Source organism: Streptomyces ochraceiscleroticus, assembly GCF_000720485.1.
Taxonomy (GTDB): domain Bacteria; phylum Actinomycetota; class Actinomycetes; order Streptomycetales; family Streptomycetaceae; genus Streptomyces; species Streptomyces ochraceiscleroticus.
Genome location: NZ_JOAX01000013.1, coordinates 94,695 through 109,728 on the forward strand (window position 1 = coordinate 94,695; position 15,034 = coordinate 109,728).

Sequence of the window (15,034 nt, forward strand, 5' to 3'; positions counted from 1 at the left end):
GAGGGCCGGCAAGGTGGTGCATCTGATGCGGCGGGCGGGTGCATCGTCTGCGTCACATAGAGGGTGCAGTCGAGCGGCTGGGGCTAGTCACTCTGTTCCTTCATCCTCCTTTGTCCTCCTGAGCGGGCGGTCCTCCCGTGCCGCGCGGCGCAGTTCCGTCTTGAGGATCTTCCCGCTCGCGTTGCGCGGAAGTTCCGGTATGAGGTGGAAGCGGCGCGGCACCTTGAAGTTGGCGAGCCGCTCCCGGGCCCAGGCGGTGAGGCCGTCCGGGGTGGGCGGCTCCTGCGCGGGGTCGGGGACGACGAAGGCCACGCCGACCTCACCGAGCCGCTCGTCCGGCGCCCCGACGACGGCGACCTCGGCGATGGCGGGGTGCGCGCCGAGCGCGTGCTCCACCTCCGCCGGATACGCGTTGAAGCCGCCCACCACGTACATGTCCTTGAGCCGGTCGGTGAGGGAGAGATAGCCCCGCTCGTCCAGCACGCCGACGTCACCGGTGTGCAGCCAGCCGTCCTCGTCGACGGCGCGCGCGGTGGCCTCCGGGTCGTCGAGGTAACCGGCCATGACGTGATAGCCACGCGTGACCACTTCGCCGGGCCGGCCGGGCGGCAGCTCGCGGCCGTCCGGGCCGACCACCCGCAGCTCCGTGCCGGGGAGCGCGACGCCGACGGTACGGGCGACCGTCGCCGCGTCCGCGTCGGCGGGGCAGATGGAGACCACCCCGGTCGACTCGCTGAGCCCGTACGCCGTGAAGACGTCCGTCGCGCCGAGCTCCCGGCGGATCTCCTCGATCAGCGCGGTGGGGACCATCGCGGCGCCGGTACCGGCCAGCCGCAGCGCCGAGAGGTCGTGCCGCTCGCGCCCGGGATGGCGGATGAGGCCGTGGAAGACGGTCGGCGGCCCGAGCAGCACGCTCACCCGCTCCTCGGCCATCCGGCGCAGCACCAGGCCGGTGTCGAAGACCGGCTCGGGCAGCATCGTCACCCCGCGCAGCAGACAGGCGAGCACCCCCGCCTTGTACCCCATGGTGTGGAAGAAGGGGTTGACGAGGAGATAGCGGTCGCCGGGGTGCAGTGTGATCGCGCGGGACCAGCTCTCGAAGACCCGGACGGTCTGCCCGTGTGTGACCATCACGCCCTTGGGACGGCCCGTGGTGCCGGAGGTGTAGAGGATGTCGGAGAGGTCGTCGGGGCGTACGGCGGCGGTACGGGCCGCCCGCTCGGCATCGGGGACCGCGGCGCCCGCCGCCAGGTAGTCGTCCCAGGAGACCGCGTCGTACCCGTGCGATGCGGCCGGGTCCGTCGCCCCGTCACGCAGGACCACCATGCTGCGCAGCAGACCCGGATCCGCACCCGAGTCGTGCAGCATCGCGACGTAGTCCGTGCCGAGGAAGCCGCGCTCCGTGAAGAGGAGACGGGCACCACTGCGCCGAATGATGTCGGCGGCCTCCGCGGCCTTGTAGCGGGTGTTCACCGGTACCAGCACGGCGCCCACCGAGACCGCGCCGAGCGCCGCCGCGATCCACCGCCGGCTGTTCGGCGCCCAGACGGCCACCCGGTCGCCGGGCGCCACACCGTGCGCGACGGCGGCCCGCGCCGCCGCGTGCACCTCGTCCCGCAGCCGCGCGAAGCTCCACCGCACCTCGCCGTCGGCCAGCGCCTCCGCCTCCCCGAACGCGGCCGCGGCGGAGTCCGCCAACTGCGCGACCGTGACGGGGCCGTGCGCGTCCGCCTCGCCGCTCCCGCGGCTGTCCATGCTGATCACGATCACGCCCTCCTGCTCCGCTGCCGAGTCCCGCGGCCATCTCACCGGTCCGCCGCGGCGGTGGCTACGGCGAAGTCCCGTCCAGTGGGAGAAGCGCCACGTCGACTCCCTAGACTGCGGTGGTGGCGGAAGACGAGAAGAGTGGCGCGGAGCTGCCGGCGACCGGCTGGGCGGTGCTCGGGCTGCTCTCCTTCGGTACGGAGCTGTCCGGTTACGACCTGAAGAAATGGGCGGACTGGTCGCTGGGCTTCTTCTACTGGAGCCCGTCGTTCAGCCAGATCTACGGTGAGCTCAAGCGGCTGGAGAAGCACGGCTACGCCGCCTCGCGGACGGTCACACCGGAGACCGGCGGCCGGGGCAAGCGCGTGTACCGGATCACCGAGGCGGGGACGGCCGCCGTCCGCGCCTGGACGCGGGAGGCGCCGGTCGAGCCGCCGGTGCTGAAGCACGGCGTCATGCTGCGACTGTGGCTCGGACACCTGATGGGCCCGGACCGGATGCGAGAGGTGCTCGGCACGCACCAGGAGTACGCCGAGACCATGCGACGGCGGGCGGCGGCGGACGCCGAGGGCGCCGCCACCGAGGACGCGTGGGCCTACACCGAGCTCACCCTCAAGTGGGCGGAGCGGTACTACGCGGCGGAGCGCGACCGAGCCGCCGAGATGCTGGCGGAGCTGGAGGAACTGGCGGAACGGCAGGACGGCGGCGGCCCGGACGGGGGTTAGACGGCGGCGGCCCGGACGAGGACTAGACGATCGCCGGCAGGCCCAGGTCCGCCGCCAGCCGCGACCGGTGCCAGGCGGGCGGCTCGAACAGCCGGGCCGCACCGTGTGCCCGCTTGAAGTACCGGTGCGCGTCGTGTTCCCAAGTGATGCCGATCCCGCCGTGCAACTGGATCATCTCGCCCGCCACCGCCGAGAACGCCTCCGAGCAGACCGACTTGGCGACGGCCGCGGCCCGGGACGCCTCGGGCGTGCCCGCAGCGAACGCCGCGCCCAGCGCTGCCGACCGGGCCGATTCCACCAGCACGTACGCGTCCGCCAGCCGGTGTTTGACCGCCTGGAAGGAACCGATGGGGCGGCCGAACTGGACGCGGTCCTTGGCGTAGGCGACGGTGAGTTCGAGGCAGCGTTGGGCCGCGCCGACCTGCTCGGCGGCCAGTGCCGCACAGGTCAGGTCCAGCACCCGCCCCAGGACCCGGCCGCCGTCGCCGTCCGTGCCGATCAGCCGCCCCTCGGCACCGTCGAGGACCACGCGCGCCAGGGCCCGCGTCTGATCCATCGTCACCGCCGCCTCGCGGCGCACCCCCGCACCGTCCACCGCCACCTGGAAGAGCGACACCCCGGCTTCGGTACGGGCCGCCACGAGCACTACCTCGGCCGTTGCCCCGTCCAGTACGTACTCCTTGGTACCGGTGAGCCGCCACACCCCGCCCGGCCCCGGAGTGGCCGCCGCCCGGACCGCCACCGGATCCCAGGACCCGCCTTCGGCCCAGGCCAGCGTCCCGACGGCCCGCCCCTCGGCCAACCGCGGCAGCAGTGCCTTGCACGCTCCCGCATCGCCCGACGCCAGCAGCGCCTGCATCGCGAGCACAGCAGAACCCAGGAACGGTACGGGACTCAGCGCCCGCCCCAACTCCTCCATCACGACGTGCACTTCCCGGCCCCCGCAACCCGCGCCGCCGTACTCCTCGGGCACCGCCAGCCCCGCGACGCCGATCTGCTCCGTCAGCGGCCGCCAGGCCGCCGCGCCCTCGTGCCGCATGAGTACCGCCCGTACGGCGGACCGCAGCTCCTCCTGCTCCTCCGTCAGCGCCAGCCCCCTCATGCCCTGGCCCCTTCCAGTACGCGGGCGCGGCAGTCCGCCGGGCTGCCCCACGCCGACCGCAGCGCACGGGCCTTGCGCATCCACAGGGAGAGATCGAGCTCGTCGGTGTACCCGAGGGCGCCGTGCAACTGGAGGGCGGTGCGGGCCGCGGCGTACGCGGCCTCGCAGGCGGACACCTTCGCCGCCGGTATGTCCGCCGCATCGCCCGCCGCCAGCCCCAGCGCCGCCGCGTACAGCAGCGGCTCGGCGAACTCCAGGCCGATGAGGGTGTCTGCCAGCCGGTGCTTGACCGCCTGGAACGACCCGATGACCACCCCGAACTGGGTCCGCTGCCGGACGTGTTCCACGGTGTGCGCCAGCAGCGCGCGGCCCAGCCCGAGCGCCTGCGCCGCCGTGGCCAGCGCCGCGACATCGGCGGCGTGCGCGGCGGCCGCTGTCACCCGCGGCCCGCGCGCCAGTACGGTCCCGCCGAGCGGCCGGGCCAGGCGGCGCGCCGGGTCGGCCGAGGGCTGCACGGGACCCGTCGATTCCGCGATGCGTACGGTGTCCCCGTCGACGACGAGGACCGCGTCGGCGTCCGCCGCGTCCAGCGCGTAGGGGTTCCCGCCGGTGACCACGCAGAAGGACGCGACGGTCTTGCCCGAGGCGATGCCGGGCAGCCAGTCACCGGCCGCCGTCCCGGTCCCGTCGCCCAGCCGGTCCAGGAAAGCCGCGGCCGCCACCGTCTCCACCACCGGTCCGGGCATCGCGTGGCGCCCCAACTCCGTGAATGCGAGGGCGAGTTCGACCGGCAGCGGGCCCACGCCCTCGTACGCCTCCGGTACGGCGAGGGCGAAGACGCCCAGGTCGGCGAGGCGGGTCCACAGCCGGCGGCCGGGACCGGTGTCCCCGGCCGCCCAGGCCCTGCTCACCGCGGGCGTATCGGCCGCCGTGAGCAGGGCGTTCAGGGAGCGGGCGAACTCCCGCTGTGCGTCGTCGGGGAGGAACCACATCACCGGCGTCCTTTCGGCAGACCGAGCAGTCGCTCGGCGATGATGTCGCGCTGGATTTCGTTGGTGCCGGCGTAGACGGGCCCCGCCAGCGAGAACGTGTACCCCTCGGCCCAGGAGCCGTGCGCGGGCGCGTCCTGCGCCGTGTCCGCCAACTCCCCGCAGGGGCCGAGCAGATCGAGCGCCGTTTCGTGGAGCGTGATGTCGTACTCGGACCAGAAGACCTTGTTCAGACTCGACTCGGCACCCAGCGTTCCTCCCGCCGCGATCCGGGACGCGTTCCCGTACGTGAAGAGCTGGTACGCGCGGGCGCCGATGACCGCGTCGGCCACCCGGTCGCGCAGCGCGGTGTCGGCCGGGTCGGCGCGCTCGCGCCACAGCGCGACGAGCCGGTCGGCCGCCGCGAGGAAGCGGCCCGGGCTGCGCAGCGTCAGCCCGCGCTCGTTGCCCGCCGTGCTCATCGCCACCCGCCAGCCCTGCCCCGGCTCCCCGATCACGTCCGCGTCCGGCACGAACACCTCGTCGAGGAAGATCTCGGCGAAGGCGGGCTTGCCGTCGAGCCGCCCGATGGGCCGTACGGTCACCCCATCCGCGTCCAGCGGGAACATGAGATACGTCAGCCCCCGGTGCGGCTTGCCGCCGGCCGCGCCGGCCGGGTCGCTGCGGAAGAGCCCGAAGGCCCGGTCGGCGAAGGCGGCCCGGGAGGACCAGGTCTTCTGGCCGCTGAGCAGCCAGCCTCTCCCACTCTCGGCTCCGCTCGAGCGGGAGGTGCCCCCACCGGTCCGTACCGCCGTCGACCGCAGCGACGCCAGGTCGGAGCCCGCTTCCGGCTCGGACCACGCCTGGGCCCAGACCGTCCGGCCGCTCGCCATGTCCGGCAGTACACGCGCCAGTTGCTCGGGCGTGCCGTGCTCGAACAGGGTCGGGGCGAGCAGGTTGATACCGTTCTGGCTGACGCGGCCGGGCGCCCCGGCCGCGTAGTACTCCTCCTCGAAGAGCAGCCAGCGGAGCAGGGACGCGCCCCGGCCGCCGTACTCCTCGGGCCAGGAGACCACCGACCAGCGCCCGGCGGCCAGTTCGCGCTCCCATTCCCGGTGGGCCGCGAACCCTTCCGCCGTTTCCAGTGAGGGCAGCGGAGCGCGGGGCACATGCGCGGCGAGCCAGGCGCGGGCCTCGGCCCGGAACGCCTCGTCGGCGGGGGAGAGGTCCAGGTCCATCAGGAGGACGCCTCCTTCATGCCCCGGACGTCCATGCCGCCGAGCGAGTCGTGCGCGGTCTCGGCGTTGTGCGCGTGGGCGAGGTGGTGCAGGCCGAAGACGGAGTCCAGCCCTGTGTGCAGGCCCTGCAGGTCCTCGGCCTGGTTCACGGCGCGCTTGGTGAGGGCGAGTCCCATCCGGGGCATCTCGGCGACGCGGTGCGCCAACTCCATTGTCTGGTCGGTGAGTTCAGCGCGCGGTACGACCCGGTTGATCATGCCGACCTCGTACGCGCGGCGCGCTGTCATCCGGTCGCCGGTGTAGAGGAATTCCTTGGCGATGCGGGGCGGCATGACCCACGGATGGGCGAAGTACTCGACGCCGGGGATGCCCATGCGCACGACGGGGTCGGCGAAGAAGGCGTCGTCGGAGGCCACGATCAGGTCGCAGATCCAGGCGAGCATCAGGCCGCCCGCCACGCAGGCGCCCTGCACGCTCGCGATCATCGGTTTGGGCAGCTCGCGCCACCGGCGGCACATCCCGAGGTACACCTCGGACTCGCGGGCGAAGCGGCTCTCCGCGCCCGCCTTGTCGCTGTGGTCCCACCACAGCCCGGCCTTGCGGTCGAAGGGGAGATGGGCGTCCCGCTCGGGCGTGCCGATGTCATGGCCCGCTGAGAAGTGCTTGCCGGCGCCCGCGAGGACCACGACCTTGACCTCGTCGTCGTCGGCCGCGCGGTAGAAGGCGCGGTCCAGGGCGTAAGTCAGCGCTGAATTCTGGGCGTTGCGGTAGTCGGGCCGGTTCATGGTGACGGTCGCGACCGGTCCCTGCCGCTCATAACGTACGGGCTCGTCGTCGGGCACAGTGGGCATCTGCGACTCCTTCCCTAACAAGTGTTTGGTAGGTTAACGTACGGTCATGAGCAGCGTCGAGGAGTTCCGCACCGAGGCCCGCGCCTGGCTGCGGGCCCACCTCACCGGCGAGTTCGCGGGTCTGCGCGGCCGCGGCGGGCCCGGCAGGGAGCACGAGGCGTTCGCCGAACGCCTCGCCTGGGAGCGGCACATGGCGGCCGCCGGCTGGACCTGTATCGGCTGGCCGCGGGAGTACGGCGGCCGGGGCGCGACCCTCGCCCAGCAGGTCGCCTTCCACGAGGAGTACGCCCTCGCCGAGGCGCCGGCCCGCGTCGGCCACATCGGCGAGCAACTGCTCGGCCCCACCCTCATCGCCTTCGGCACGCCCGCGCAGCGGGCCCGCTTCCTCCCGAAGATCGTCTCGGTCGAGGAGCTGTGGTGCCAGGGGTACAGCGAGCCGGACGCCGGCTCCGACCTGGCCAACGTACGGACCAGGGCGGAGCGGGACGGCGGGGATGGTGATGGCGGTGGCGACTGGGTGGTCACCGGGCAGAAGATCTGGACGTCCCTTGCCCACGAGTCCGACTGGTGCTTCGTCGTCGCCCGTACGGAGCCGGGTTCCGTACGGCACGCGGGACTGTCGTACCTACTGGTGCCGCTCGATCAACCGGGCGTCGAGATCCGGCCGATCACCCAGCTCACCGGCACCTCCGAATTCAACGAGGTGTTCTTCGACGGTGCGCGTACGGACGCCGACAACATCGTCGGTGCGCCCGGGGACGGCTGGCGCATCGCCATGGCCACGCTCGGCTTCGAGCGCGGTGTGTCCACCCTCGGCCAGCAGGTCGGCTTCCGCCGCGAGCTGACAGCCGTCATCGAGCTGGCCAAGGCCAACGGCGCCGCCGCCGACCCGCTGATCCGCGACCGGATCGCCCGCGCCTGGACCGGCCTGGAAACCATCCGCTGCAACGCGTTGCGGATGCTCGACGGCGTTGCGGCCGGTGCGCCGGGCCCCGAGGCGTCCATCGGAAAGATCTTCTGGGCCACCTGGCACCGTGAGCTGGGCGAACTCGCCATGGACGTCTGCGGCGCCGACGGGATGCTGGCCGCCGGCGAGCCGTACGACCTCACCGGCTGGCAGCGGCTCTTCCTCTTCTCCCGCTCCGACACGATCTACGCCGGCTCCAACGAGATCCAGCGGAACGTCATCGCCGAGCGCGTGCTCGGCCTGCCGAAGGAGGCACGCGCGTGACCCCGCCGCCCCCGTACGTACCCGGGCACTCCCTCCTCGCTGGGCGCACCGCCGTCGTCACCGCCGCGGCCGGCGCGGGCATCGGCGGCGCCACAGCCCGCCGGCTCCTGGAGGAAGGCGCGCGCGTCGTCCTCTCCGACGCGCACGCCCGCCGGCTCAAGGAGTCCGGGGAAGCGCTCGCCGCGGAGTTCGGCGCGGAGAAGGTCGCTGTGCTGCCCTGCGACGTCACCGACGAGGCACAGGTCGCGGCCCTTCTTGACCTGGCCGAGGAGCGCCACGGGCGGCTCGACATCGTCGTGAACAACGCCGGGCTCGGCGGCACCGCCGACCTGGTCGACATGACCGACGCGCAGTGGGACCGGGTCCTCGACGTCACACTCAACGGCACCTTCCGCTGCACCCGCGCCGCCCTCCGGCGGATGAAGGCCACCGGCCAGGAAGGCGTCATCGTCAACAACGCCTCCGTCATCGGCTGGCGCGCCCAGCGCGGGCAGGCGCACTACGCCGCCGCCAAGGCCGGTGTGATGGCGCTGACCCGCTGCGCGGCGGTCGAGGCGGCCGAGTACGGCGTGCGCGTCAACGCCGTGGCGCCGAGCCTGGCCATGCACCCGCACCTCGCCAAGGTCACCACCGACGAACTGCTGCAGGAGCTGACCGCGCGCGAGGCGTTCGGACGGTACGCCGAGCCCTGGGAGGTCGCCAACGTGATCGTCTTCCTGGCCAGCGCGTACTCGTCGTACATGACGGGCGAGGTCGTACCGGTCAGCAGCCAGCGTGCGTGAGCGGCCGGGCGACAATGGGACCGTGCCAACCGCCAAGAAGAAACCGAACGTGAGCCCGTCCCCCGAGCGCCGCCGCGAGCTGCTGGACACCGCGGCCGAGGTGTTCGCCGCGCAGGGCTACAACGCCACCACCGTGCGCAAGATCGCGGACGCCGCGGGGATGCTGGCCGGCAGCCTCTACTACCACTTCGACTCCAAGGAGTCGATGCTGGACGAGATCCTCGCCACCTTCCTGGACGAGCTGTGGACCGGCTACGACACCGTGCTGGCCGCAGGGCTCGGCCCCCGGGAGACCATCGAGGCCCTCGTCACCGAGTCCTTCCGGGAGATCGACCGGCACCGCGCCGCCGTCGCCATCTACCAGAAGGAGGCCCGGACCCTCGCCACCCAGCCGCGCTTCGGCTACCTGGCCGACTCGCAGACGAAGTTCGAGGAGGCGTGGCTGGGCACGCTGGAGCGCGGGGTAGCCGACGGCGTGTTCCGCGCCGGCCTGGACATCCGGCTCACCTACCGCTTCATCCGCGACACCGTCTGGGTCGCGGTGAGCTGGTACCGCCCGGGCGGACAGCACAGCCCGGAGGAGATCGCCCGCCAGTACCTCTCGATGGTCCTGGACGGCGTCGCCGTACGCACCTGACCGACACCCGACCGAGGAGCAGCCGTCATGGCCGAGGCATACATCGTCGACGCGATACGCACCCCCGTGGGACGCCGGAACGGCGGGCTCGCCGCCGTCCACCCGGCCGACCTCGGGGCCCATGTGCTGAAGGCCCTGATGCGGCGCACCGGCGTCGACCCGGCAGCGGTCGAGGACGTGGTGATGGGCTGCCTGGACACCGTCGGGCCGCAGGCCGGTGACATCGCCCGTACGAGCTGGCTGGCGGCCGGCCTGCCCGAAGAGGTCCCCGGCGTCACCGTCGACCGGCAGTGCGGCTCCTCGCAGCAGGCCGTCCACTTCGCCGCGCAGGGGGTGCTCTCCGGCACCCAGGATCTGGTCGTGGCGGCCGGTACCCAGAACATGTCGATGGTCCCGATCGCCTTCGCCAGCCGCCGGGCCGCCGAACCGCTCGGGCTGACGGACGGCCCGTACGCGGGCAGCGAGGGCTGGCGGGCCCGCTACGGCGACGCGCCCGTCAACCAGTTCCACGGCGCCGAGCTGATCGCCGAGAAGTGGGGCATCACCCGCGAGGCGATGGAGGAGTTCGCGCTCCGCTCCCACCAGCGGGCCCTGCGCGCCGCCGACGAGGGCCGCTTCGACCGCGAACTCGTACCGTACGGGGACGTCACCGCCGACGAGGGGCCGCGCCGGGACACCTCACTTACGAAGATGGCGGCGCTGAAGCCGGTGGTCGAGGGCGGCCGGCTGACCGCCGCGGTCTCCTCCCAGGTCTCCGACGGCGCCTCGGCGATGCTGCTCGCCTCCGAGCGCGCTGTACGGGAGCACGGCCTCACCCCGCGCGCCCGTATCCACCACCTCTCCGTACGCGGCGAAGACCCCATCCGGATGTTGTCCGCGCCCATCCCGGCCACCGCGCACGCGCTGAAGAAGACCGGCCTGACCATCGACGACATCGACCTGGTCGAAATCAACGAGGCGTTCGCGCCGGTCGTCCTGGCCTGGCTGAAGGAGACCGGCGCCGACCCGGAAAAGGTCAACGTCAACGGCGGCGCCATCGCCCTCGGCCACCCCCTCGGCGCCACCGGCACCAAGCTCATGACCACCCTCCTCCACGAACTGGAGCGCACCGGCGGCCGCTACGGCCTCCAGACGATGTGCGAGGGCGGCGGCCAGGCCAATGTGACCATCATCGAGCGGCTCTGATGCAGGGGGCCGGCGTGTGTGCGGGCACGCCGGGCCGTCGGTGAACGGTGCCATCACTCCCAGTCGGAGCATGCCGGTACCTCTCTCACCTCAGCAGCCGGGCGCGGAGACCGGCCAGGGTCGAGGTGTCCAGGCCGAGGCCGTCGGTCAGATAGCCGTCGAGGCCGCCGTAGTCCTGCTCGGCCTGGTCGAGAGCCGCCCGGAGGTAGTCCTCGCGGACTTTTAGGAGCGGGGTGAGCAGCTCCGGGTTCCGCATCCGGCCGGCCTTCTTCAGGCCCGCGCGGGTCCTGCGGTCGGCCGCCGCGCGGAGCTCGTTGGAGAGCAGGTAGTCGCGGGTCGCGGCGGACTCCGGTACGCCGACGGCGCGGAGGAGTACGTAACTCAGCCAGCCGGTGCGGTCCTTGCCCGCGGTGCAGTGGAAGAGCAGGGGAGCCCCTTTGCCGTCCGCGATGTCCCGTACGGTCGCGGCGAATTGGCGGCGGCTCTTCGCGTCCGTGACGAAGGAGCGGTAGGTGGCGCGCATCAGCCGCGCCGCCCGGCCCTCCCCGAGCAGCTTCCGCTGCGTGGCCGGGTCTTTGGTGGCGAGGGCCCGGTTTGTTGTGTCGTTGAGGCCGCTGTCGGCCACGGCGCGTGGCACGAGGGTGAGGCCGCGGGGGAGCCGGTCGGCGCCGTCGCGCGCGGTCTCGGCCGGAACGCGGAAGTCGACGACGGTACGGAGGTCCAGCGCGGCGAGCTTCGCACGGTCCGCCGGCGTCAGCTTGCCGAGCCCGTCGGCCCGGAAGACCCGGCCGTAGCGGACGTGGTGGCCGTCGGCGGCCCGGTAGCCGCCGAGGTCGCGGACGTTGACCGCGCCGTGCAGCGTGACGCGGTGGACCGTGGAGGCCGGGGAAGCGGCCGGTGACCGGTCCGGGCGCGGCGGCGCTTCGGCCGCCGTGCACGCGGGCAGGGCGCCGAGGGCGAGGGCGGCGAGCGTCGTGCCGGCCGTCCGGCGGAGGAGGCGTGTGGCGCGCATCGGGCAGCTCCAAAGGGGGAGGGGAAGGCTTCCGAAGGGCGTGCAAACCGTGGGGGTGTGAAGCGGGGGATGTGAATCGGGGCGAACCGTGGGGGTCAGTCCGCGGGCGGCAGACCGCGGAGGGTGGCGTGGGCCTCCGCCATGACGCGGGCGACCAGCTCCGCGCAGGACGGCAGATCGTCGATCAGGCCCGCGACCTGGCCCGCAGCCATCACGCCCAGGTCCGTACGGCCGTCCACCATCGAGCCCTTGAGCAGCATGGGGGTGTTGGCGGCCAGCAGGACCTGACTCCACGTCAGCTCCTTGCCGTGCTTCATCGCCAGGCCGTCGCCGATCATCCGGCGCCAGCTCGTCCCGGACTCCCGCTTGAAGGCCGCCGCGTGGCGTACGGCGCGCAGCAGGGCAGCGGTGCGGCCCGAGCGTTCCAGCGCGTCGACCAGCTCGCTGCGCAGCATCCGGTGCGGGAGCCCGTCGACGGCGGTGGTGACGGTGACGTCCTTGACGGTCGCCGTCAGATAGCGGGCCTTCACCGCGTCGGGGACGGTGCTGTCGGAGGTGAGGAGGAAGCGGGTGCCCATGGCGATCCCGGCGGCGCCGTACGCCAGCGCGGCGACCAGGCCGCGGCCGTCGCGGAAGCCGCCCGCCGCGATGACCGGGATGTCCACGGCGTCCACGACCTGCGGCAGCAGCACGCTCGTGGCGACCTCCCCGGTGTGGCCGCCGCCCTCGCCGCCCTGCACGATCACCGCGTCGGCGCCCCACGCCGCGACCTTCTCGGCGTGCCGCCGGGCGCCGATGGAGGGGATGACGACCACCCCGGCGTCCTTCAGCCGCGCGATCAGCTCCCGCGAGGGCGCGAGCGCGAACGAGGCGACCCGTACGCCCTCGTCGATGATGATCCGTACACGCTCGGCCGCATCACCCGCGTCGGCCCGCAGATTGACCCCGAAGGGCGCGTCCGTACGGGACGTGACCTCGCGGACGGCCGCGCGGAGGCGGTCGGGTGTCATGGTGGCGGAAGCCAGGATCCCCAGCGCGCCCGCGTTGGCGGCGGCCGAGACCAGGCGGGGACCGGCCACCCAGCCCATACCGGTCTGCACGAGGGGATGGCGGACGCCGACGAGCTTCGTCAGTGCGGTCTCGATACCGGTGTCCGTCACGCCGAGGGCACCTCGCGCTCGCGCAGGCCGTTCGGGTCGATCACCGCACGGATCAGCCGCAGCTCCTCGGCGGTGGGCTCGCGGGTGCAAGGCACGTCGTCGGGGACCGTCAATGCGAAGCCGGTGGCCTCCCGCACCTGCCCGACCGTGACGCCGGGATGCAGCGAGCGCAGCCGCATCGTACGGTCCGGGGTCTCGAAGTCGAAGACGCCCAGGTTGCTGATGACGTCCGGGATGCGGTGGTAGCGGGTCGCGGAGGGACCGGCCGCGGCGGCGCGGTCGTACCCGACGCCGGAGACCATGTCGACCTTCTCGACGAACACCCGCGTGGAATGCCGCGGCACCCAGTAACTCGTCGGATTGTTCAGCGTGTTGGCGGGTGCACCGCGCACGCCAAGGAGTTGCCGCTTCGGCTGGTCCCAGTCGCCGATGCAGGAGATGTTCTGGTTGCCGTGCCGATCGAGCTGGCTCGCGCCCATCATGACGTGCCGCCGCCCGCTCGAGACGAGCGCCAGGTGCTGACGGTACGGCAGCCAGCCCTCGGTCACCCCGGACGGCTCCCCGAGCGCCGGCACGTCCCCCATCAGCAGCGCCTCGCCGTCCGTGAGCAGCAGGCCGGGGGAGAAGGTGAGCCTGGCCAGCCGGGCGCCGATGGTGGGGATCGTGCCCATGGGGCTCGCCAGGATCTCGCCCGCGTCGCGCCACACCTCGGCGCAGGCCACCACGCAGTACTCGGCCCGCGTCGCCGTGATCGTCTTCATGCCGACTCCTCATGGAACGCCGCGACCGCGGCCTGGTAGCTGTGCTCGTCGCCGGACAGGAACCGCTCGGTGAATGCGCGCCACGCGTCCGGGTCCTTGGCCGCCCGGACGTACGCCCGCTGGAACGCCTCGTCGCGGCCGTAGTCGGGGGCGCAGGAAGTGAAGTGCGCGCCGTTCGGCGTCTCGACGACGCCGGTCACGAACGCCCGCTTGACCAGCAGCGACTGCGGCCCCTGGTCCTTGAGCAGCTCGGCCGTGTCCACCACCCGCTCGCAGGAGACGTACGCGGCGTCGGCGGCCTGGCAGAACAGGTCGTCGAAGTACGGATCGGGCCCGAGGTACTGGCCATTGCCCTGGGCGTCGGCCCGGTTGAGGTGGACGAGCGCGGCGTCCAGCCGCAGGGCGGGGACGGCGACCAGCTCCTCGCCGTCCTCGTACGGCGAAGTCACCGTGCGCAGCCCCGGGTTGACGGTCATCACGTCCGAGCCGAGGCCGGCCCGGATCGGCATGAAGGGCAGCCGGTGCGCGGCGGCGGTCAGCCCCCACATCACCATCGCCTCGTCCAGCTCGGTCAGTTCGAGGCCGCCACGCTGCCGGGCCGCGCAGAAGTGCGGCTCCAGCGGTACGGAGTCCAGCGTGCCGAACGCGGTGATGAGCTGGCGGATCTTCCCGGCGGCGGCGAGCAGCCCGACGTCCGGGCCGCCGTACGACACCACGGTCAGGTCGGTGAGGTCCGAGCGGAGCAGGGCCCGCACCAGGGCCATCGGCTTGCGGCGCGAGCCCCAGCCGCCAATGCCGAGCGTCATGCCGCTGGCCAGTCGGGCGACGACCGCGTCGGCCGTCATGGTCTTGTCCCTGGTCATGACTGCCGCTCCTCGTCGGTGCCGAAGGCGTCCCGTACGCGGTCGGCAAGGCCGCTGAGGTTGGCCTCGAAGGTGAAGCCCTGCTCGAAGCGGTAGCTGCGGCGTACGTCGACCGGGTCGATGCCGTTGATCGCGGCCTTGGCGAGACGCAGCAGAGTGCCGTCCTTCGCGGCGATCTCGACCGCCAACTCCTGCGCTGCTGCCAACAGTTGGTCACGCGGGACGACCCGCCACACGGAGCCGTGCTGTCGCAGTTCCTCGGCCGTGACGGTGCGTGAGGTGTAGTACAGCGTCCGCATCAGGTGCTGCGGGACCAGCCGGGCGAGATGGGTGGCCGCGCCCAGCGCGCCCCGGTCCAGCTCGGGCAGGCCGAAGGTCGCGTCGTCGCTCGCCACGATCGCGTCCGCGTTGCCGACCAGGCCGATGCCGCCGCCCAGGCAGAAGCCCTGTACCGCGGCGATCACCGGGACTTCGCAGTCGTACACGGCGGCGAACGCCTCGTAACAGCCGCGGTTGGCGCCGATGAGCGCGTCGTGGCCGGGCGTGCGCTGCAGCTCCTTGATGTCCACGCCGGCGTTGAAGCCGCGGCCCGCGGCGGCGAGGACGACGCAGCGCACCTTCGGGTCGGCGCCGGCGGCGCGGAGTGCGGCGGCCAGCGCGTACCAGCCGTTCACCGGCAGGGCGTTCACCGGTGGGAAGTCCACGGTGATGACCGCGATGCCCTCTTCGGGCGCGGAGGTGGAGACACCCATGAG

Annotated in this window: 15 protein-coding genes; 5 read left to right on the forward strand and 10 right to left on the reverse strand. The window is 72.8% G+C overall.

What is annotated here, in order from left to right:
* Positions 1 to 87: 87 nt before the first annotated feature.
* The gene (locus IG84_RS0117700; RefSeq protein ID WP_051861967.1) at positions 88 to 1,755 is read right to left on the reverse strand and encodes a FadD3 family acyl-CoA ligase; all 1,668 of its coding nucleotides are present in this window, start codon (positions 1,753 to 1,755) and stop codon (positions 88 to 90) included.
* Between the two features lie 131 nt (positions 1,756 to 1,886).
* On the opposite strand from IG84_RS0117700, the gene IG84_RS0117705 reads away from it, so the two are divergent.
* Positions 1,887 to 2,489: a PadR family transcriptional regulator gene (locus tag IG84_RS0117705; protein WP_037800492.1), complete on the forward strand. Its 603-nt coding sequence runs from the start codon at positions 1,887 to 1,889 to the stop codon at positions 2,487 to 2,489.
* Positions 2,490 to 2,511: 22 nt separating this feature from the next.
* Here IG84_RS0117705 and IG84_RS0117710 read toward each other — a convergent pair whose 3' ends face one another.
* The 4 genes from IG84_RS0117710 to IG84_RS0117725 are packed head-to-tail and all read right to left on the reverse strand — an operon-like array spanning position 2,512 to position 6,648.
* Positions 2,512 to 3,582 carry an acyl-CoA dehydrogenase family protein gene (locus tag IG84_RS0117710; RefSeq protein ID WP_107053912.1) on the reverse strand — a complete coding sequence of 357 codons (1,071 nt, stop codon included), beginning with the start codon at positions 3,580 to 3,582 and terminating at the stop codon, positions 2,512 to 2,514.
* Between the two features lie 5 nt (positions 3,583 to 3,587).
* A complete protein-coding gene (locus IG84_RS0117715; RefSeq protein WP_031057846.1) occupies positions 3,588 to 4,583 on the reverse strand; it encodes an acyl-CoA dehydrogenase family protein in 996 nt (331 codons plus the stop codon).
* Complete coding sequence (locus IG84_RS0117720; protein ID WP_031057853.1) at positions 4,583 to 5,797, reverse strand: acyl-CoA dehydrogenase family protein; 1,215 nt, start codon at positions 5,795 to 5,797, stop codon at positions 4,583 to 4,585. Before IG84_RS0117720 ends, IG84_RS0117715 begins: the two co-directional genes overlap by 1 nt.
* Positions 5,797 to 6,648, reverse strand: a complete 852-nt coding sequence (locus IG84_RS0117725) for an enoyl-CoA hydratase (RefSeq protein WP_031057856.1) — start codon at positions 6,646 to 6,648, stop codon at positions 5,797 to 5,799. Before IG84_RS0117725 ends, IG84_RS0117720 begins: the two co-directional genes overlap by 1 nt.
* 46 nt (positions 6,649 to 6,694) lie before the next feature.
* Here IG84_RS0117725 and IG84_RS0117730 point away from each other — a divergent pair, with 46 nt between their 5' ends.
* The 4 genes from IG84_RS0117730 to IG84_RS0117745 are packed head-to-tail and all read left to right on the forward strand — an operon-like array spanning position 6,695 to position 10,483.
* Positions 6,695 to 7,879: an acyl-CoA dehydrogenase family protein gene (locus IG84_RS0117730; protein ID WP_031057859.1), complete on the forward strand. Its 1,185-nt coding sequence runs from the start codon at positions 6,695 to 6,697 to the stop codon at positions 7,877 to 7,879.
* Positions 7,876 to 8,661, forward strand: a complete 786-nt coding sequence (locus IG84_RS0117735; protein ID WP_031057861.1) for an SDR family oxidoreductase — start codon at positions 7,876 to 7,878, stop codon at positions 8,659 to 8,661. The genes IG84_RS0117730 and IG84_RS0117735 overlap by 4 nt, the downstream gene beginning before the upstream one ends.
* A 22-nt stretch (positions 8,662 to 8,683) precedes the next feature.
* Positions 8,684 to 9,298: a TetR/AcrR family transcriptional regulator gene (locus tag IG84_RS0117740; RefSeq protein ID WP_031057864.1), complete on the forward strand. Its 615-nt coding sequence runs from the start codon at positions 8,684 to 8,686 to the stop codon at positions 9,296 to 9,298.
* 27 nt (positions 9,299 to 9,325) lie between these two features.
* Entirely contained in the window at positions 9,326 to 10,483 is a 1,158-nt protein-coding gene (locus IG84_RS0117745; protein ID WP_031057867.1) for an acetyl-CoA C-acetyltransferase, read from the forward strand.
* 85 nt (positions 10,484 to 10,568) lie between these two features.
* Here IG84_RS0117745 and IG84_RS0117750 read toward each other — a convergent pair whose 3' ends face one another.
* The 5 genes from IG84_RS0117750 to IG84_RS0117770 form a co-directional block, all read right to left on the reverse strand.
* Positions 10,569 to 11,495, reverse strand: a complete 927-nt coding sequence (locus IG84_RS0117750) for a tyrosine-protein phosphatase (protein WP_031057870.1) — start codon at positions 11,493 to 11,495, stop codon at positions 10,569 to 10,571.
* Between the two features lie 95 nt (positions 11,496 to 11,590).
* A complete protein-coding gene (locus tag IG84_RS0117755) occupies positions 11,591 to 12,640 on the reverse strand; it encodes an NAD(P)H-dependent flavin oxidoreductase (RefSeq protein WP_031057873.1) in 1,050 nt (349 codons plus the stop codon).
* 11 nt (positions 12,641 to 12,651) lie between these two features.
* The gene (locus IG84_RS0117760; protein ID WP_031057876.1) at positions 12,652 to 13,416 is read right to left on the reverse strand and encodes a CoA-transferase subunit beta; all 765 of its coding nucleotides are present in this window, start codon (positions 13,414 to 13,416) and stop codon (positions 12,652 to 12,654) included.
* A complete protein-coding gene (locus IG84_RS0117765; protein ID WP_031057878.1) occupies positions 13,413 to 14,279 on the reverse strand; it encodes a CoA transferase subunit A in 867 nt (288 codons plus the stop codon). The genes IG84_RS0117760 and IG84_RS0117765 overlap by 4 nt, the downstream gene beginning before the upstream one ends.
* Positions 14,276 to 15,031 carry an enoyl-CoA hydratase family protein gene (locus IG84_RS0117770; protein WP_031057881.1) on the reverse strand — a complete coding sequence of 252 codons (756 nt, stop codon included), beginning with the start codon at positions 15,029 to 15,031 and terminating at the stop codon, positions 14,276 to 14,278. The genes IG84_RS0117765 and IG84_RS0117770 overlap by 4 nt, the downstream gene beginning before the upstream one ends.
* Positions 15,032 to 15,034: the final 3 nt, after the last annotated feature.

Excerpts from the sequence above, each read along its gene's own strand:
- IG84_RS0117700 (WP_051861967.1), bottom strand. The coding sequence starts at position 1,755 with ATGGACAGCCGCGGGAGCGGCGAGGCGGACGCGCACGGCCCCGTCACG.
- IG84_RS0117730 (WP_031057859.1), top strand. The coding sequence starts at position 6,695 with ATGAGCAGCGTCGAGGAGTTCCGCACCGAGGCCCGCGCCTGGCTGCGG.
- IG84_RS0117770 (WP_031057881.1), bottom strand. The coding sequence starts at position 15,031 with ATGGGTGTCTCCACCTCCGCGCCCGAAGAGGGCATCGCGGTCATCACC.
- IG84_RS0117720 (WP_031057853.1), bottom strand. The coding sequence starts at position 5,797 with ATGGACCTGGACCTCTCCCCCGCCGACGAGGCGTTCCGGGCCGAGGCC.
- IG84_RS0117750 (WP_031057870.1), bottom strand. The coding sequence starts at position 11,495 with ATGCGCGCCACACGCCTCCTCCGCCGGACGGCCGGCACGACGCTCGCC.
- IG84_RS0117745 (WP_031057867.1), top strand. The coding sequence starts at position 9,326 with ATGGCCGAGGCATACATCGTCGACGCGATACGCACCCCCGTGGGACGC.
- IG84_RS0117765 (WP_031057878.1), bottom strand. The coding sequence starts at position 14,279 with ATGACCAGGGACAAGACCATGACGGCCGACGCGGTCGTCGCCCGACTG.
- IG84_RS0117715 (WP_031057846.1), bottom strand. The coding sequence starts at position 4,583 with ATGTGGTTCCTCCCCGACGACGCACAGCGGGAGTTCGCCCGCTCCCTG.
- IG84_RS0117725 (WP_031057856.1), bottom strand. The coding sequence starts at position 6,648 with ATGCCCACTGTGCCCGACGACGAGCCCGTACGTTATGAGCGGCAGGGA.
- IG84_RS0117760 (WP_031057876.1), bottom strand. The coding sequence starts at position 13,416 with ATGAAGACGATCACGGCGACGCGGGCCGAGTACTGCGTGGTGGCCTGC.